The organism is Gammaproteobacteria bacterium, from assembly GCA_011375345.1.
Taxonomy (GTDB): Bacteria; Pseudomonadota; Gammaproteobacteria; order DRLM01; family DRLM01; genus DRLM01.
Genome location: DRLM01000144.1, coordinates 1 through 16,661 on the forward strand (window position 1 = coordinate 1; position 16,661 = coordinate 16,661).

Here is a 16,661-nt window from a genome sequence, read left to right on the forward strand (position 1 = left end):
CCTTGTTCACAGAAGATGGCGGGCACAGTCCGCCCTACATGTGTGAGTGGAGCGACATGAGCATAAAATCCGACAAATGGATCCGGCGCATGGCCGAGCAGTACGGCATGATCGAGCCGTTCGAGCCGAACCAGGTACGCGAGCGCGGGGCGGAGCGGGTGATTTCTTACGGTGTGTCCAGCTACGGTTACGATATCCGCTGTGCCGATGAGTTTAAGATTTTCACCAATATCAACTCCGCCATCGTCGATCCGAAAAACTTCGATGCCAACAGCTTCGTGGACGTGAAATCCGATGTGTGCATCATCCCCCCCAATTCATTTGCCTTGGCACGCACGGTGGAATATTTCCGCATTCCGCGCAGCGTGCTGACCATTTGCCTGGGTAAATCCACCTATGCCCGTTGTGGCATCATCGTCAACGTGACGCCCTTGGAACCGGAATGGGAGGGGCACGTGACGTTGGAGTTTTCCAACACCACGCCACTGCCGGCGAAAATCTATGCCAATGAAGGTGTGGCCCAGGTGTTGTTTTTGGAATCAGACGAGGTGTGTGATACCTCGTACCGGGACCGCGGTGGCAAATATCAGGGACAACAGGGTGTGACCCTGCCCAGGGCGTAAACCCAGGCCGGCTTTTGGGCGGCCGGTGCGGGGCAGCGGCTGACAGCGGTGGCATGTTCCATCGTCGGGCCGGGTGTGCCGCGCCATGTGGCAGGATGGGGGCCACTATGCGGGGAGCGCAGAGGGCGCGGGGTGGAGTTTGTCCAGTTTTGCCCCACGGTTCGGTTTATTTTTGCGACGTGACCGCCGCGGCGGGCCCGAAGCCTTCCACCGACAGCAGTTCCATGCTGAAGCGCGCGCCGTCGGGTTCGCGCTGATCGAGGCGCACGGGCAGATAGTTCAAGGCTGTGGCGCACCAGATGACGGTGTCCCGTTTTTTATCGATGCGGCGGATTTTCACGGTCTTCAGGGGGCCCAGTTTCGTCTCTATGGTTTCGCGGCCGAGAATTTCAAATTCGTAATTTTTCAGCTTGCCGCCATCGGCGATATTGTATTGCAACGTTTCACGACCCTGGCTCAGGTCGTGCATGATCGCGAGTTGGTAGATGAGTTTGTCGTATGCATCCGCCGGGATGGTCATGCGCCAGATATCGCCGCCGATGTCGTTGGTGACCCGCAGATTTTCCCAGTCAAAATGCAGTTTGACGTGTCGTTCCTTGCGCCCGCCGCTGCGGTCGTAGCTGTAGCTCAAGGGCCTGAGTCCGTGTTCCGCGGGAATCCACACGCTGCGTTCCACGATCAGATCCTTGATGAGCCAGGCCACAAAGCCCGTAGCGTGGGTTTGCGATTCGTAGATGAATTGGCCATTGGCGCCACGCCTGAGCACGCGGCTGGACTCGCCCAGCTTGATGCCGTTGCGGCTGACTTCGTAGGTGGCGCTGAAGTTCGGCAGGGGCGCCTGGGGGATTGTCCCGCCGGCGCTGGCGGCGAAGGTCAGGGAACAGGCCAGGAATAATGCGGTGGCAATGATGTGGTGGCCATGGCGCGTTATGGGTTCGAGTTGTCGCGTGGCAAACATTATTGCAAGAGCTGACCGTTCAGGAATACCTGTGTTCCGCGCAATTCCAGCCTGCCTTCGGCAAACCAGCGGATGACTTCGGGATAGAGTTTATGTTCCACTTGCTGAACACGGGCTGAAAGGGTGACGGCATCGTCGTCGGGATGAACGGGCACTTTCCGTTGGGCGACGACCGGACCGCCGTCCAGCTCGCTGGTGACAAAGTGCACACTGGCGCCGTGCTTGCTGACTCCTGCCTCCAGGGCCCGTTGGTGGGTGTTCAAACCACGGAAGGCGGGCAGCAGGGACGGGTGAATGTTGAGCATGCGGCCGCGGTAATGGTTCACGAAGGCCGGGGTGAGGATGCGCATGAAACCGGCCAGCACCACCAAAGCGGGGTGATGGCGGTCGATTTCCTGTTGCAGGGCGCGGTCGAAGCTGTCCCGGTCGGGATAGTGTTTGTGGTCAATCACAGCCGTGGGGATGCCTGCCCGGCGGGCCCGCTCCAGGCCCGGGGCCCCGGGCCGGTTGCTGATGACCGTTTTGATGTCCACCGGCAGCTCGCCCCGCTGGCGGGCATCGATGAGGGCCTGCAGGTTGGTGCCGTTACCGGAGATCAGCACCACTATGGGCAGGGGGACGGCTTTCGTGGGGCTCATGCGGGCAGGATCTCAACCGCGGGTGTTTCCCTGTCGCTTGCCGCGATATGTCCCAGCCGCCAGGCCGTCTCGCCCTGGGTTGTCAGCACGGCCACGGCGGCGGCAGCCTGCTCCTCGGGGACCACCATGACCATGCCGACACCGCAGTTGAAGGTGCGGAACATTTCCAGATCCGCGATGTTCCCTTGCTGTTGCAGCCAGTCGAAAACGGGTGGGCGCCGCCAGCTGCGGCCGTCACAAACGGCCCGGGTGTGGGCGGGCATGACCCGGGGCAGGTTTTCCAGCAGGCCGCCCCCGGTGATATGGGCCAGGGCGTGCACCGGCACGGTCTCCAACAGTTTCAGCAGGGGTTTGACGTAGATGCGTGTGGGACTGAGCAAGGCCTCCCCCAGGGTGGTGGTGCCGAAAGGCTGCGCCAGGTCGGCGCCGGCGTGTTCGATGATCTTGCGGATCAGGGCGTAGCCGTTGGCATGGGGGCCGGAGGAAGCCAAGCCGATGAGGGCGTCGCCGGGGCGCACCCGGCTGCCGTCGATGAGTCGGGATTTTTCGGCAATGCCCACGCAAAAACCGGCCAGATCATACTCGCCGTTGCGGTACAGGCCCGGCATCTCCGCCGTCTCACCGCCGATCAGGGCGCAGCCGGCCAGCTCGCAGCCGGCAGCGATACCGGCGACGACCTGGGCGGCGGTGTCCACATCCAGCCTGCCGGTGGCGTAGTAGTCCAGGAAAAACAGCGGCTCGGCGCCTTGCACGATGATGTCATTGACGCACATGGCCACCAGGTCTATGCCCAGGGTGTCGTGTCGGCCCAACGCCAAGGCCAGTTTGAGCTTGGTGCCTACGCCGTCGGTGCCAGAGACCAGCACCGGATGGCGGTAGCGTTCCAGGGGCAGTTCGAACAGGGCGCCGAAGCCGCCCAGGCCGGCCAGTACGCCGGGGCGGTGAGTGCGGGCAGCCACCGGTTTGATGCGCTCAACCAGTGCCTCACCGGCATCAATGTCCACGCCGGCGTCCCGGTAGCTGAGGCCGCCGTTGCGGGGGGGGGTATGGGTCATGACAAGTCAGTCCAAAACGTGTGGGAAATGGTAAACTATGTTTATTGTAACGGCTTGCCGTCATCTTGTCCCCGTCCGAGCCATGCAGAAAGTAGTATTATTATCATCAAGTTATCGCACCAAGCCCGAGGTTTTGGGATGAAGGGTGGAGGGGGGATGCCCAAACACCTGTTGTGTATCGCCGGGCTGTTGAGTCTGGCGCTGGTCGCAGTGGGCGCCACGGCAGCGGTGGTGACGGATCTGTTCGAGGGAACAGTGCCGGTGTCCGGACAGGGCACCGCTGAGCGTAAAAAGGCCATCAAGGCCGCGCTGGCGCAGGTGGTGGTCAAGGTGACAGGCGATGTTTCCGCGCCGGAAAACCCCGCCCTGGCACCTGTGCTGGAAAACGCCAGCCGGTGGGTGCAGCAATACCAATACCGCGATAACAAGCAGGGCGGCTTGTTTTCCTCGTCGGGATCGCGACAGATTCTGTGGGTGCGGTTCGACCGCTCTGCCTTGGAGCGGCAGCTGGTGGATGCGGGTTTGCCGGTATGGGGGCGGAACCGTCCGGCCACCGCCCTATGGATTGTGGTGGAGGAAGGGGGGGTGCGCTCGGTGGTTGGCGGCGACGCCCGTTTTGACATTCAGGCCGCTGCCCGCAGCGCCGGCACCACGCGGGGCATACCCATCGTGATTCCTTTGCAGGATCTGGAAGATCAGGCCAAGGTGGATGTGGCCGAGTTGTGGGGCGGTTTCACTGACACAGTGCTGGAGGCCTCGTCCCGCTACCGCGTTCAGCGCGTGCTGGTCGGGCGGGTGTATCAAACCGGCCTGGATCATTGGCAGGGACAGTGGACCTTGTCCGATGGCCGCAGCATGGCGTCGTGGACCACTGTTGGCGTGCTGCCCACGGATGTGGTGGCGCGGGCGGTGGAGGGCACGGCCGATCGTCTGGCGGCCCGCTATGCGCCTTTGTTTGCCGGTGGCGAACGCCAGGTATATCTGGCGGTGAACGGCATCGGTGATCTGGAGCGTTACGCCAGAGTCAGCGCCTACCTTGCCTCCCTGGATTCGGTCAGTCACGTGCAGCCGGCCCAGGTGCAGGGGCTGGATGTGATCTACCGGGTGACCGTTCGCGGTCGCGCCGAGGGATTGGTGGAACTGCTGGCACTGGATCACACGTTGATTCCCAGAACGTCCGCCCCAGGGAACAGGGCCGGTACCCAACTCGCAGGAGCCTTGAACTATCAGTTAGCACCGTGAGCGGAATCGGACGACACCTGCCCAATCTTCTGAGCCTCATGCGCATCGCCCTGGCGGTGCCCGTTGCATTGTTGTTGCTTCATGAGCGTTATCTGGCAGCGTTGATCTTGTTTTTCGTGGCAGGCGTTTCCGATGGGCTGGATGGCTATCTGGCCAAACGTTTCAACTGGCGCAGCCGTCTTGGATCCGTGCTCGATCCCATTGGCGACAAGCTGCTGCTCGTTGCCACTTACCTGGCCCTAGGGTGGACGGGTTTCATTCCCCTGTGGCTGGTGGTGGCCGTTTTGGCCCGCGATATTGTGGTGTTGGGGGGCGCCCTGGCTTTTCATTTTTTGATTGGTCGCTACGAAATGGCGCCGTCCCTGGTGAGCAAGGTCAACACCTTTGCGCAAATCGTACTGGTGCTGGCGGTGGTGGTGAGTCTGGCTGGTGCCGCGTTGCCTGAATGGTTCATCAACGCAATAATGTCAGTGGTGTTCGTTACAACCCTGTGGAGCGGGGGGGATTATGTGTGGACCTGGGGCCGCAGAGCGTGGCAGGCGCGGGCGCGCAGTCATCACGAATAGAACATCCTTGAAAAATTCAGCACCGGCCGGCCAGTGACGGACACGCAAAGATTTTTCGCGCTGCTCAGTGTTGCAGGCACCGGGCTGCTGCTGTATTTGCTGGCGCCCATTCTGACTCCCTTCCTGATCGGGGCGGCCCTGGCTTACATCGGTGACCCGTTGGTAGACAGCCTGGAAGCCCGGCACCTGCCCCGTGCCCTTGCGGTGACAGCAGTCTTCCTGGTCATGGTGCTGGTGTTTGTGGCTGGGGTGGTACTGGTGCTTCCTTTGCTGCAACAGCAAGTGGCGGCGCTGGTGGCCAGGTTGCCAGGGTATCTGGATTGGATTCAAGCGACAGCCATGCCGTGGTTGCATTCGGTTTTGGGGTTGGCCCGTACCGACTTGGACGTGGCCGGCCTCAAACAAGCGCTGACCCAACATTGGCAGCAGGTGGGCGGCTTGGCGGCAGGATTGTTGGGTTCGATCACCCGTTCCTGGTTGGCACTGCTCGCCTGGGTGGCCAATCTGGTACTGATACCCCTTGTCACCTTCTACCTGCTCAGGGACTGGGATCTCATTGTCGCGCGGATCCGGGAGTTGATCCCCCGGCGCTTCGAGCCTGCCGTCGTGCAGATTGCCAGGGAATGTGACGAGGTCCTGGGTGGGTTCATGCGGGGGCAGCTGGCGGTGATGCTGGTTCTCGGAACCACCTATGCCCTGGGTTTGTGGTGGGTGGGCCTGGAGCTGGCGTTTCTTATCGGTTTCGGCGCCGGCATGGTCAGCTTCGTGCCCTATCTGGGATTCATTCTCGGTGTGCTGGTGGCGGGCATCGCGGCCGCGGCCCAGTTTCAGGACGTGATTCACGTGATTTACGTGTTGCTGGTGTTCGCTGTGGGGCAAGCGCTGGAAAGCATGCTCTTGACACCCCTGCTGCTGGGCGACCGTATCGGCCTGCACCCCGTGGGCGTGATTTTTGCCGTGATGGCCGGCGGGCAGTTGTTTGGCTTTGTCGGCGTTTTGTTGGCGCTCCCCGTTGCCGCCGTGGTGATGGTGATGCTTCGTCACGCCCATGAGCGCTACGTCCGCAGTGGTTTGTACGGCGGCGACCGGGACGAAACGCCCTGATACGGTGGCGGGTCCGTGAGTCAGTTGCCCCTAAGCCTGTGCTTGCAGGAACGCGCCAGTTTCGACAACTACTTCGCAGGCCCCAATGCCCATATCGTGGCCCTGTTGCGTGATGCGGTGCGCCGTGGCGGTGAACGCAGCGTGTATCTTTGGGGGGGGCCGGGCAGCGGGAAGACCCATCTGTTACATGCCCTGGCCCACGAATACTCCCGGGGCGGGCGGTCTCCTGCATACCTTTGCTTGGGGGAAGCGGGCGATTGGACGCCCGCGGTGCTGGATGGCCTGGAAGCTGCCGCGGCGATTTTGGTGGACGATGTCCAGGCGGCGGCCGGGAGGCACGAGTGGGAAAGGGCGTGGTTTCACCTGTTCAACCGCGCGCTGGACAGCGGCACGCCGATTTTTATGACGGCCAATGCGGCGCCAGCCGGTGTGGGCGTGAATCTGCCCGATTTGTGCTCACGCCTGGCGGGGGGGCCAGTGCTGCACTTGAAAACCCTGGATGACGAAGAAAAAGCCGCTGCCTTGCGGGGACATGCCGAGGCGAGGGGCCTGACGCTTTCCCAGGATGTCGCGCGGTATCTGTTGCGTCACTGTCCCAGAAATATGGGGGATTTGTTTGCTATCCTGGAGATGCTGGATCGAGCCTCTCTGGCCGCCCAGCGCCGGCTGACAGTCCCTTTCGTAAAGAGCGTACTGGAAATGCGCGCGCACGCCGAGGGAAGGGGAAGCGGCGCATCCACAAGCGCGGGGGATTCGGCATAGGGCGGGTTCTGGCGCCGTCGGTCCGGCCTGGGCGCTGGAGTTTTGAAACGTGCGGTGCCGCTTGGGTGTCGCGGATTCCGTTTCGATGATGGCCGCCAACCCCCCCTTTTTTACCGGACGGACGGGCCCTCACTTGTTCTTTTGCTTCCCAGGGGATCCTTAGTCAGTAGTGCGACGCGTGTATGCCAACACCCCCTGCGAGCCCAAAGCGCCGCGTGATCATTCGCCCCCTGGTAAGAATGCGGTCTGCGGTCTTAAGGGTTTTGGGCCGGATCCCGGAAGGCGCTCCAGTCGACGCCTTCCACGTTGACATCTCCTTCCCAGTAAGTGTAGCTCCCCTCGCTGCCCAAGGTGCCCGGGCCGGGTGTGTAGGTGTAACGGCCGGCGGTGATGTGGCCGTTTTGCGAGCCGGTGCCCACATTGAAATCAACCATGTCCTCCGGCGCATTGGGGCCGGTCAGGGAGACGGTGTTGATGATGGGGGCGGCGGTGGAGATGTCCTTGTAGTCGATGCTGCGCATGTCGGTTTCGAAGACTGCGGTGACTTCAGGCGTTGTTACGGTTTGCGAGATCTTCGGCTTGGAGGACAACGCGTCTTTGAGGAACTCAATGGTGACTTCGCCGTCGCTCACCAGCTGGCGCATCACCACTTTTTCCGGGTTGCCGCTGCCGTTGCCGCCCCCGTTCAGCGGGTCGATGCCGCTGTTGAAACCGTGCGCGGCGTTCGCCGCCGCAGGGGTGATGGAGCTTACCGCGCCCTCGACATAGGTATCCTGGGCGAAACCCTGACTGGGGTCACCGATGACGACGTGAACATAATCCGTCCCATCGATGTTGACGGTTTCATACAGAAAAGGGGTGGGATCATTGTCGTTGTAGCCCGCGAAACCCGATGAGCAGGGTCCGAAACCGTCGCGGTTACAGGTGCTGCTGGCCCAGCTGTTGTTGATCGCCGGCGCGCCGTCGGGATGGCCGTTGAAATCCAGTGGAAACTCAGCCCGCGCTATCCCGCCGAGTAACACCAATATCAAACCCACAGATTGGCGTAATATTGGCTCATAACTGTTTGTGTGTTGAGGCATCTTACATCCGAGTTCATCGGCAAACTCCTTCTCACCCGGAATCGATCCTCTGTTTTCATGTAATTATAGGATCAACCTAAAGTCCTTTCAATGAAAATTATGTAACCCATTATAGTAATTGTGTTGCCGGCGCTCCTGCGCCTTCCCTAATCATAGATTATCGGCCTCTTGGAGACAAAGTAAATCTCTTTCTTAAGGGTGAATTTCTGATGAAACATGAAGTTCAGTTCCGATGAGTTCACGACCTTGTTTTTTCTCCAGCCGGCTCGCCGCGGCCATCGAGTACGACGGCAGCGGTTTTTCCGGTTGGCAGATTCAGGATCACGCCCGGAGCGTGCAAGCCGCGGTGGAGCGGGCGCTGTCCAGGGTGGCGGACGAACCCATCAAGGTGGTTTGCGCCGGGCGCACCGATGCCGGGGTGCATGCCGCCGGGCAGATTGTGCATTTCGACACCCGCGCCCGGCGCCCCATGCGTTCCTGGGCCTTTGGTGCCAACAGCCAATTGCCCAAGGGGGTGAGCGTGCTGTGGGCCCGGGAGGTGGCGGGTGATTTCCACGCCCGCTTTTCCGCCCTGCGGCGGTGCTATCGGTATGTGATCCTCAATCGCCCAGTGCGGCCCACTTTTCTGGCCTGGCGGGTGGCCTGGGCTTTTCGCGAACTGGACGTGGCGGCCATGCAGGAGGCTGCCGGGCATTTGCTGGGAGAGCACGATTTTTCCGCCTACCGCGCCCGGGCCTGTCAGGCCAAAAGCCCGGTGCGCACCGTCTATCGCCTGGAGGTCAGCCGCCGAGGGGATTTGGTCTTCATTGATGTCGAAGCCAATGCCTTTTTGCATCACATGGTGCGCAATATTGCCGGCGTGCTGATGGAAATCGGCGCAGGCAAGCGCCCGCCAGATTGGGCCGCTGAAGTGCTCACCGCCCGGGAGCGGGCCTTGGGCGGGGTCACGGCGCCGCCCCATGGCCTGTATTTGATGGCCGTGAGCTACCCGGCCCGCTTTGGCCTGCCGGTGGTTTCGGACAGCGCCGTGGTTTGGTAACCTGCACGTTTTGCACAGGCCCGCTGCGGCATGGCTCGAACCCGCGTGAAAATCTGCGGCATCACCCGCCCTGAAGATGCGTGCTGCGCGGCGGGGGCGGGCGTTGATGCCATTGGCTTGGTGTTTTATGAGCCCAGCCCGAGAAACGTCAGCCCGGCCCAGGCCGGGCGCATCGCAGCGGTCTTACCCCCTTTTGTTACCACGGTGGGCTTGTTCGTTGATCCTGAACCGGGCTGGGTGGAACAGGTGTTGAGCCGGGTGCCGCTGGACTTGTTGCAATTCCATGGCGATGAGCCCGCGACCTTTTGCAGTGGTTTCGGCCGGCCCTATATCAAAGCCCTGCGCATGCGCGCGCATCTCGATGTGGCCGCGGCGGCGGCGCGCTATGGGACCGCCCGGGGGCTGTTGCTGGACAGCTACCGTCCAGGCATGGCCGGCGGGACCGGCCAGACTTTCGATTGGGCGCGGGTGCCCACCGCCTGTCCCCTGCCCATTATCCTGGCCGGGGGACTCGACGCTGGCAATGTGGCGGTGGCCATCCGCCGGGTGCGGCCCTATGGGGTGGACGTGAGCGGGGGCGTGGAAGCGGCCAAGGGGGTCAAGAGCGCCGGGAAAATCGCCGCCTTTGTGAGAGAGGTACAAGGTGCAGACAGCAACTGAAAGCTTGCCGGATGAATACGGCCATTTCGGGCCTTATGGGGGGCGGTTTGTGGCCGAGACCCTGATGGCGCCGCTGGAGGAACTTGCCCGCGCCTACGAGCGCTATCGGGACGACGCCGCATTTCAGGCCGAGCTGGACCGCGACCTGGCCCACTACGTTGGCCGGCCCTCGCCCCTTTATTTCGCCGCCCGCTGGAGCGCCCATCTGGGCGGGGCCAAAGTCTATCTCAAGCGCGAAGACCTCAACCACACCGGTGCCCACAAGGTAAACAACACCGTGGGCCAGGCCCTGCTGGCCCAACGCATGGGCAAAACCCGCATCATTGCCGAGACGGGTGCCGGCCAGCACGGCGTGGCCTCTGCCACCGTGGCGGCGCGCCTGGGCTTGGAATGCGTGGTGTACATGGGGGCGGAAGACGTGCAGCGGCAAAAGCTCAATGTGTTCCGCATGCGTTTGCTGGGGGCCGAGGTGGTGCCCGTCACCTCCGGTTCCAAGACCCTCAAAGACGCTCTGAATGAAGCCATGCGCGATTGGGTCACCAACGTCGACAACACCTTCTATATCATTGGCACCGTGGCCGGTCCCCACCCTTATCCCGCCATGGTGCGCGATTTCCAGGCTGTCATCGGCCGCGAAGCCCGGCAACAGATTCTGGACGCGGAAGGCCGTTTGCCCGATGCTCTGGTGGCCTGCGTGGGCGGGGGGTCCAACGCCATTGGCCTGTTTCATCCGTTTTTGGCCGACGAGGGCGTGACCATGTTTGGTGTGGAAGGGGGCGGCGCGGGCCTGGCCAGCGGCCGTCACGCCGCCCCGCTGTGCGCCGGCCGCCCGGGGGTGTTGCACGGCAACCGCACCTATTTGATGGAAGATGAAGGCGGTCAGATTATCGAAACCCATTCCATCTCCGCCGGTCTCGATTATCCCGGCGTGGGTCCTGAGCACGCCTGGCTCAAGGACCAGGGCCGTGCCACTTATGTGGCCGCCACCGATAATGAGGCCCTGCAGGCTTTTCACGATTTGACCCGCCTGGAGGGCATTATGCCCGCGCTGGAATCCAGCCACGCCCTGGCCTATGCCGCCAAGCTGGCGCCCACCCTGGACGAGAACAAGATCATTATCGTCAATCTGTCCGGGCGGGGCGACAAGGACATTCACACCGTGGCGGCGCTGGAGGGCATCGAGGTATGAGCCGCATTGCCGACGTTTTTGCCCGTCTGCGCGGCACCGGCCGCAAGGCACTGATTCCCTTCATCACCGCCGGTGACCCCGATCCCGATGCCACCGTGCCCCTGATGCACACTCTGGTGGCGGCCGGCGCCGACATCATTGAACTGGGCGTGCCCTTTTCCGATCCCATGGCCGAGGGGCCGGTGATCCAAAAAGCCTGTGAGCGGGCCCTGGCCCACCACGTCAGCCTCAAACAGGTGCTGGCCATGGTGGCGCGTTTCCGCGTTCAAGACCGCGACACGCCCGTGGTGCTGATGGGTTATCTCAATCCCGTGGAAGTCATGGGCTGCGAGGCTTTCGCCGCTCAGGCTGCCGCCGCCGGGGTGGACGGCGCGCTGATTGTGGACATGCCACCGGAAGAGGGGGGGGAGTACATCCAGGCCGCCCGGGCCCACGGCCTGGATACGGTGTTTCTGCTCTCGCCCACCAGCACCGCCGAGCGCATTGCCCGCATCGCCGCCGCCAGCCGTGGTTTCGTGTACTACGTTTCCTTGAAGGGCATCACCGGCGCCAGCCATCTGGACGTGGCCAGCGTGACGGAAAAACTGAACACCATCCGCCCCCTGAGCGACCTGCCCATCGGTGTGGGCTTTGGCATCCACGACGGTGCCTCGGCGGCAGCCGTGGCCCAAGTGGCGGATGCGGTCGTGGTGGGCAGCGCCCTGGTCAAGGGCATCGCCGCGGCGGCCGGGCGGGGTGAAGACATTAACGGCGCGGCGGCGGCCCTGGTGGGCGAAATGCGCCGGGCGATGGACAAGGCCGTACGGACTGCCTGAGCCGTCGGCCCAGTTTTATTGATCAGACGGACTTTCACACACCATGAGTTGGTTCGAAAAACTCCTGCCTTCCCGCATCCGCACCGAGGGCACCACCAAAAAATCCATTCCCGAGGGCCTGTGGGCCAAGTGTGACGCGTGCAACGCGGTGCTCTACCGGGCCGAGCTGGAGCGCAGCCAGGACGTGTGTCCCAAGTGCGGTCACCACATGCGTATCGGGGCGCGGCGGCGGCTGGATCTGTTCCTTGATCCTGAGCCGCGGGTGGCGTTGGGGGAGGAGCTGGAGCCGGCGGACGTGCTCAAATTCAAAGACAGCAAGAAATACAAAGACCGCCTGGTCCAGGCCCAGAAGAAAACCGGCGAAAAAGATGCGCTGGTGGTCATTCGTGGCCAGGTCAAGGGCCTGCCGGTGGTGGCGTGTGCCTTTGAGTTCGGTTTCATGGGCGGTTCCATGGGGGCGGTGGTGGGTGAACGCTTCGTGCGGGCGGTGCAGCGCGCCGGCGAAGAGCGCATCCCCCTGGTGTGTTTTTCCGCCAGCGGCGGCGCCCGCATGCAGGAGGCCTTGTTTTCCCTGATGCAGATGGCCAAGACCAGCGCCGCCCTCGCGGCCCTCAGGGAGCAGGGACTGCCCTATATTTCGGTCATGACAGACCCCACCATGGGGGGAGTGTCCGCCAGCCTGGCCATGCTGGGGGACATCAACATCGGCGAACCCGGGGCCTTGATCGGATTCGCCGGTCCCCGGGTGATCGAACAGACCGTGCGGGAGACCCTGCCCGACGGCTTTCAGCGCAGCGAGTTTCTTCTGGAGCATGGCGCTTTGGACATGATCGTGGACCGCCGGGACATGCGCGACCGGATCGCCAGCGTGCTGGCCATGCTGCTGCGCCGGCCGGCGGTGTGAAAGAGCCGGGTCCTGCGGCCACGGGCCCGGGGGGACGAACGTCGGACGAGCCCACATGCGTTTTCGCACCCTTCAGGCCTGGTTGAGTTGGCAGGAGCGTCTGCATCCGCGGGCCATCGACCTGGGGCTGGAACGGGTACGGGTGGTGCAGCAGCGTTTGGGCCTGCAACGGCCGCCTTTTCTCCTCATCACCGTGGCGGGCACCAACGGCAAGGGCTCCTGCGTGGCTTTGTTGGAAGCGGTGCTGGTCGCCGCCGGCTACCGCGTGGGGGCTTACACCTCGCCCCATTTGCTGCGTTACAACGAGCGGGTGCGGGTGGCGGGCGCCGCGGTGAGTGACGATGAGCTTTGCGCCGCCTTCGAACGCATCGACCGGGCCCGTGGCGCGATTTCCCTCACCTACTTTGAGTTCGGCACTCTGGCGGCCATGGACATTTTTTTTCGCGCGGGCCTGGATGTGGCGATTTTGGAAGTGGGCCTGGGCGGCCGTCTGGATGCCACTAACGCCTGGGATGCCGACCTGGCCCTGATCAGCACCGTGGACGTGGACCACAGCGCCTGGCTGGGCCCGGACCGGGAAGCCATCGGCCGGGAAAAAGCGGGCATCATGCGTCCCTGGCGGCCGGTGGTGCTGGGCGAGACCGCCCCCCCGGCCAGTGTGCTGGCCCATGCCGCTGCCGTGGGGGCGCAGCCCTATAGCCTGGGGCGGGATTTTGGCAGTGACGTGGGGCCGGCCGGGTGGGGCTGGTGGGGACCCGGGGGACACGGCTGGCAGGGTCTGCCTGAACCTCTGGGCGGTGGCGCTGTCCAGCGCGGCAACGCGGCGGCGGTGCTGATGGCGCTGACCTTGCTGGCGGAGCGCTGCCCCGTGGGTGTAACCGCAGTGCGCGAAGGGCTCGCCGCAGCCCGCCTTCGGGGACGGGCCCAGTGTCTGGACGGGGCCGGTTTGCGCTGGTGCGATGTGGCCCACAACCCCCAGGCGGCCCGTGCCCTGGCGGCACGTTTGCGGGAGCTGCCCTGCGCCGGCCGGCGCCATGCGGTGCTGGGCATGCTCGCCGACAAGGATGCGGCCGGGGTGGTGGCCGCCCTGGCGGACGAGGTGGATGGTTGGCATGCCGCCGGTCTGGCGGTGCCGCGGGGCCTCAGCGGCGCTGAACTGGCAGGCCGCATGGGGACCCTGGCTGCGCCGGTGAGCGTCTGCGAAAACGTGGCGGCGGCGCTGGAGGCCGTGGCTGCCCAGGCCGGGGAGCAGGACAGAATCATTGTGGTGGGTTCTTTTTATACCGTGAGCGCCGCCCTGCGAGCCGGCCGGGTCTGGCTGGCCGGCCGGCCGGGGGCTGCGGTGGGAGGTTAGGGGATGGAGCCGGGCAAAGTCAAACATCGGCTGGTGGGGATGGCCGTGCTGGCCGCCATTGCCGCACTGGTGGTGCCCGTTTTGATCGATCTGCACGAAGAAGCCCTGTCGGTGGCGCCCGGCGCCGGCATTCCCCACAAGCCCGAGCAGGGCTTTGTGACCCGGGTTTTGCCCTTGGATGAGTGGCGTCAGCAGGCAGAACAAGAGCTGGAAGCCGCCGGTCCCGCCTCCGCATCCCCGACACCCGCGGCGGCGCCGGCCAGCTCCCCCGTTGCGGCCTCCTCGCGCCCGGCGGCGCCCGCCAGTGCCTGGGTGGTGCAGGTGGGAAGCTTTGCCAGCGAGCGCAAAGCCATGGAGCTGCGGGACCGGCTCATGGCCCAGGGTTATCGCGCCTTCGTTGAACCCGTGAAGCGCAATCGCGGCAATGTCTTTCGGGTGCGGATCGGTCCTGAGCTGGACCGGGCCAAAGCGGAAGCGGTGCGCGGAGCGGTATCGGAGAAGCTGGGCAGCGAGGCCATTGTGCTGCGTTACCCGTGAAAGATTGTGCTGGCGGCCAGGGGACCGCGCACGGCGCATAACTTTGGTAAAATGCCAGTTTTTCTTAACCGGCGCCAGTTTGGCGGGCAGACGTTCTAAGCCGTGTTCAAATATCCATATTGCCTTCCCGGGTGTTCTCCGTGCTGTGGATAGATTACACCCTGCTGGGCCTGGTTTTGCTGTCGGCCGTGATCAGCGTGATCCGCGGCTTTGTCCGCGAAGCGCTGTCGCTGGCGGTGTGGGTGCTGGCCTTCTGGGTGGGCGTGCGCTACAGCCCTTTGGTCAGCGAAGTGTTTCTGAACGCGGTCACCAATCCCTCGTTGCGGCAGATTGCCGCCTTTTTGATTTTGTTCATTGTGACGATGATGGTAGGCGGGCTGCTGAGTGCGCTGCTGTCGCAGGTCATGAAACTGCCGGTGTTGCGCAGCATGGACCGGTCGCTGGGCGTGGTGTTTGGCCTGGTGCGGGGCGGGGTGATCGTCGCGGTGCTGGTGCTGGTGGGCAGTTACACCCCTTTCCGGGAAGCGCAATGGTGGCAGGACTCCCTGATCATCTCTTTCGTGGAGCCCTTGTTGAACAACTACCTGGGCCAGATTCTCGAACCTTTGCAATCCGCGCTGGGTGGCGCGGCGCAGCAATGAGCGTGAGGCGGAAAGGACGACGATGTGTGGCATTATCGGCATAGTGGGCAGGCAGCCCGTCAATCAGTCGCTCTACGACGGCCTGACGGTCCTGCAACATCGCGGCCAGGATGCCGCCGGAATCATGACCTGTGACGACGGCCGGCTCTATTTGCGCAAGGATAACGGGCTGGTGCGCGATGTCTTCAAGACCGGCCACATGCTCACCCTGCGCGGCAACGTGGGCATCGGTCATGTGCGTTACCCCACTGCCGGCTGTCAGACCTCCGCCGAGGCGCAACCCTTTTACGTTAACTCCCCTTTTGGCATCGCGCTGGCCCACAACGGCAATCTCACCAATGCGGAAGAATTGAAACAAGACTTGTTCCGCGAGGGCTTGCGTCACATCAACACGGATTCCGACTCCGAAATCATCCTCAACGTCTTCGCCCACGAACTGCAAAAGCTGGGCAAACTGCGTATCACCGAAGACGATATCTTCACCGCCATCACCGCCGTGCACCGCCGGTGCCGCGGCGCTTACGCCGTGGTGGCCATGATCACCGGCTATGGCATCGTCGGTTTTCGTGATCCCCGCGGCATTCGTCCCGTGGTCTTCGGTCATCGCAACACCGAGCTGGGCGTGGAATACATGATCGCTTCTGAAAGCGTGGCCCTGGACGCCATGGGTTTTGAATTGAACCGCGATATCGCGCCGGGCGAGGCGGTGTTTATCGATCTGGAAGGCGGCTTGCACACCCGCCAATGTGCTGACCAGCCTGAGCATACCCCGTGTATTTTTGAATTCGTGTACCTGGCGCGGCCGGATTCCATTATCGACAACGTGTCGGTGTACAAAGCGCGTTTGCGTCTGGGCGAAAAGCTTGCCGCCAAAATCCTGTCCGAGTGGGCCGATCACGATATCGACGTTGTCATCCCCGTTCCTGACACCAGCCGCACCGCTGCCTTGCAGATGGCTTACAATCTCGGCGTCAAGTACCGCGAAGGTTTTATCAAAAACCGTTACATCGGCCGCACCTTTATCATGCCGGGGCAGACCCAACGCAAAAAGTCCGTGCGTCAGAAGCTCAATGCCATCGACCTGGAATTCAAAAACAAAAACGTGCTGCTGGTGGATGACTCCATTGTGCGTGGCACCACCTCGCAGCAGATCGTGCAAATGGCCCGCGAAGCGGGCGCGCGCAAAGTCTACTTTGCATCCGCCTCACCGGCCGTGCGTTATCCCAACGTCTACGGCATCGACATGCCCGCTGCCCGCGAACTGGTGGCCCACAACCGCAGCGACGAAGAGGTTGCCGCCATCATCGGCGCCGACAAGCTCATCTATCAAGACCTGTCTGCCCTCTATGAAGCCGTGCGCCGCGGCAACCGCAAGCTGGAACAATTCGAAGCATCTGTGTTTACCGGCGAATACGTTACCGGCGATGTAGACGAACGTTATCTGGATGCATTGGCAGCATTGCGCAATGACAACGCCAAAGAAGCCCGCGCG

At 63.1% G+C, this 16,661-nt stretch carries 18 protein-coding genes; 14 read left to right on the forward strand and 4 right to left on the reverse strand.

Features of this window, described 5'->3' with window-relative positions:
• Positions 1–56: 56 nt before the first annotated feature.
• Positions 57–623 (forward strand): dCTP deaminase, encoded by a 567-nt coding sequence (locus ENJ19_10965; GenBank protein HHM06240.1) that lies wholly within the window; start codon positions 57–59, stop codon positions 621–623.
• Positions 624–789: 166 nt separating this feature from the next.
• Here ENJ19_10965 and ENJ19_10970 read toward each other — a convergent pair whose 3' ends face one another.
• Genes ENJ19_10970 through ENJ19_10980 form a run of 3 tightly spaced genes read right to left on the reverse strand, consistent with a single transcriptional unit; the run spans position 790 to position 3,274 of the window.
• Positions 790–1,581, reverse strand: coding sequence for a DUF3108 domain-containing protein (locus ENJ19_10970; protein ID HHM06241.1), 792 nt, complete (start codon positions 1,579–1,581; stop codon positions 790–792).
• Positions 1,581–2,219, reverse strand: a complete 639-nt coding sequence (locus ENJ19_10975; GenBank protein HHM06242.1) for a phosphoribosylglycinamide formyltransferase — start codon at positions 2,217–2,219, stop codon at positions 1,581–1,583. The genes ENJ19_10970 and ENJ19_10975 overlap by 1 nt, the downstream gene beginning before the upstream one ends.
• Entirely contained in the window at positions 2,216–3,274 is a 1,059-nt protein-coding gene (locus ENJ19_10980) for a phosphoribosylformylglycinamidine cyclo-ligase (protein HHM06243.1), read from the reverse strand. The genes ENJ19_10975 and ENJ19_10980 overlap by 4 nt, the downstream gene beginning before the upstream one ends.
• Here ENJ19_10980 and ENJ19_10985 point away from each other — a divergent pair.
• The 4 genes from ENJ19_10985 to hda are packed head-to-tail and all read left to right on the forward strand — an operon-like array spanning position 3,266 to position 6,948.
• Positions 3,266–4,516 (forward strand): DUF2066 domain-containing protein, encoded by a 1,251-nt coding sequence (locus tag ENJ19_10985; GenBank protein HHM06244.1) that lies wholly within the window; start codon positions 3,266–3,268, stop codon positions 4,514–4,516. The genes ENJ19_10980 and ENJ19_10985 overlap by 9 nt on opposite strands.
• A gap of 38 nt (positions 4,517–4,554) precedes the next feature.
• Positions 4,555–5,082: a CDP-alcohol phosphatidyltransferase family protein gene (locus ENJ19_10990; GenBank protein ID HHM06245.1), complete on the forward strand. Its 528-nt coding sequence runs from the start codon at positions 4,555–4,557 to the stop codon at positions 5,080–5,082.
• 33 nt (positions 5,083–5,115) lie between these two features.
• Positions 5,116–6,186 (forward strand): AI-2E family transporter, encoded by a 1,071-nt coding sequence (locus ENJ19_10995; protein ID HHM06246.1) that lies wholly within the window; start codon positions 5,116–5,118, stop codon positions 6,184–6,186.
• A 15-nt stretch (positions 6,187–6,201) separates the two neighbouring features.
• Positions 6,202–6,948, forward strand: a complete 747-nt coding sequence (hda, locus tag ENJ19_11000; GenBank protein ID HHM06247.1) for a DnaA regulatory inactivator Hda — start codon at positions 6,202–6,204, stop codon at positions 6,946–6,948.
• A gap of 254 nt (positions 6,949–7,202) precedes the next feature.
• Here the strand turns inward: hda and ENJ19_11005 are convergent, their stop codons facing one another.
• Positions 7,203–7,973, reverse strand: coding sequence for a hypothetical protein (locus ENJ19_11005; protein ID HHM06248.1), 771 nt, complete (start codon positions 7,971–7,973; stop codon positions 7,203–7,205).
• Between the two features lie 289 nt (positions 7,974–8,262).
• On the opposite strand from ENJ19_11005, the gene truA reads away from it, so the two are divergent.
• The 9 genes from truA to ENJ19_11050 form a co-directional block, all read left to right on the forward strand.
• Positions 8,263–9,069, forward strand: a complete 807-nt coding sequence (gene truA, locus ENJ19_11010) for a tRNA pseudouridine(38-40) synthase TruA (GenBank protein HHM06249.1) — start codon at positions 8,263–8,265, stop codon at positions 9,067–9,069.
• Positions 9,070–9,099: 30 nt separating this feature from the next.
• On the forward strand, positions 9,100–9,729 hold the full coding sequence (locus tag ENJ19_11015) for a phosphoribosylanthranilate isomerase (GenBank protein ID HHM06250.1): 630 nt from the start codon (positions 9,100–9,102) through the stop codon (positions 9,727–9,729).
• Positions 9,713–10,918 carry a tryptophan synthase subunit beta gene (gene trpB / locus ENJ19_11020; GenBank protein HHM06251.1) on the forward strand — a complete coding sequence of 402 codons (1,206 nt, stop codon included), beginning with the start codon at positions 9,713–9,715 and terminating at the stop codon, positions 10,916–10,918. The genes ENJ19_11015 and trpB overlap by 17 nt, the downstream gene beginning before the upstream one ends.
• Complete coding sequence (locus tag ENJ19_11025) at positions 10,915–11,733, forward strand: tryptophan synthase subunit alpha (GenBank protein ID HHM06252.1); 819 nt, start codon at positions 10,915–10,917, stop codon at positions 11,731–11,733. The genes trpB and ENJ19_11025 overlap by 4 nt, the downstream gene beginning before the upstream one ends.
• 43 nt (positions 11,734–11,776) lie before the next feature.
• Positions 11,777–12,637: an acetyl-CoA carboxylase carboxyltransferase subunit beta gene (locus ENJ19_11030; protein HHM06253.1), complete on the forward strand. Its 861-nt coding sequence runs from the start codon at positions 11,777–11,779 to the stop codon at positions 12,635–12,637.
• A 55-nt stretch (positions 12,638–12,692) separates the two neighbouring features.
• Positions 12,693–13,991: a bifunctional tetrahydrofolate synthase/dihydrofolate synthase gene (gene folC / locus ENJ19_11035; protein HHM06254.1), complete on the forward strand. Its 1,299-nt coding sequence runs from the start codon at positions 12,693–12,695 to the stop codon at positions 13,989–13,991.
• Between the two features lie 3 nt (positions 13,992–13,994).
• Positions 13,995–14,528, forward strand: coding sequence for an SPOR domain-containing protein (locus ENJ19_11040; GenBank protein HHM06255.1), 534 nt, complete (start codon positions 13,995–13,997; stop codon positions 14,526–14,528).
• A gap of 110 nt (positions 14,529–14,638) precedes the next feature.
• Positions 14,639–15,169 carry a CvpA family protein gene (locus tag ENJ19_11045; protein HHM06256.1) on the forward strand — a complete coding sequence of 177 codons (531 nt, stop codon included), beginning with the start codon at positions 14,639–14,641 and terminating at the stop codon, positions 15,167–15,169.
• Between the two features lie 22 nt (positions 15,170–15,191).
• A partial coding sequence (locus tag ENJ19_11050; GenBank protein HHM06257.1) for an amidophosphoribosyltransferase occupies positions 15,192–16,661 on the forward strand: 1,470 nt, incomplete at its 3' end.

What these genes read in the sequence shown, in the direction of transcription:
- ENJ19_10965 (HHM06240.1), top strand. Translation starts at nt 57, where the DNA reads ATGAGCATAAAATCCGACAAATGGATCCGGCGCATGGCCGAGCAGTAC.
- ENJ19_10970 (HHM06241.1), bottom strand. Translation starts at nt 1,581, where the DNA reads ATGTTTGCCACGCGACAACTCGAACCCATAACGCGCCATGGCCACCAC.
- ENJ19_10975 (HHM06242.1), bottom strand. Translation starts at nt 2,219, where the DNA reads ATGAGCCCCACGAAAGCCGTCCCCCTGCCCATAGTGGTGCTGATCTCC.
- ENJ19_10985 (HHM06244.1), top strand. Translation starts at nt 3,266, where the DNA reads ATGGGTCATGACAAGTCAGTCCAAAACGTGTGGGAAATGGTAAACTAT.
- ENJ19_10980 (HHM06243.1), bottom strand. Translation starts at nt 3,274, where the DNA reads ATGACCCATACCCCCCCCCGCAACGGCGGCCTCAGCTACCGGGACGCC.
- ENJ19_10990 (HHM06245.1), top strand. Translation starts at nt 4,555, where the DNA reads ATGCGCATCGCCCTGGCGGTGCCCGTTGCATTGTTGTTGCTTCATGAG.
- truA (HHM06249.1), top strand. Translation starts at nt 8,263, where the DNA reads ATGAGTTCACGACCTTGTTTTTTCTCCAGCCGGCTCGCCGCGGCCATC.
- ENJ19_11015 (HHM06250.1), top strand. Translation starts at nt 9,100, where the DNA reads ATGGCTCGAACCCGCGTGAAAATCTGCGGCATCACCCGCCCTGAAGAT.
- ENJ19_11025 (HHM06252.1), top strand. Translation starts at nt 10,915, where the DNA reads ATGAGCCGCATTGCCGACGTTTTTGCCCGTCTGCGCGGCACCGGCCGC.
- ENJ19_11030 (HHM06253.1), top strand. Translation starts at nt 11,777, where the DNA reads ATGAGTTGGTTCGAAAAACTCCTGCCTTCCCGCATCCGCACCGAGGGC.
- folC (HHM06254.1), top strand. Translation starts at nt 12,693, where the DNA reads ATGCGTTTTCGCACCCTTCAGGCCTGGTTGAGTTGGCAGGAGCGTCTG.
- ENJ19_11040 (HHM06255.1), top strand. Translation starts at nt 13,995, where the DNA reads ATGGAGCCGGGCAAAGTCAAACATCGGCTGGTGGGGATGGCCGTGCTG.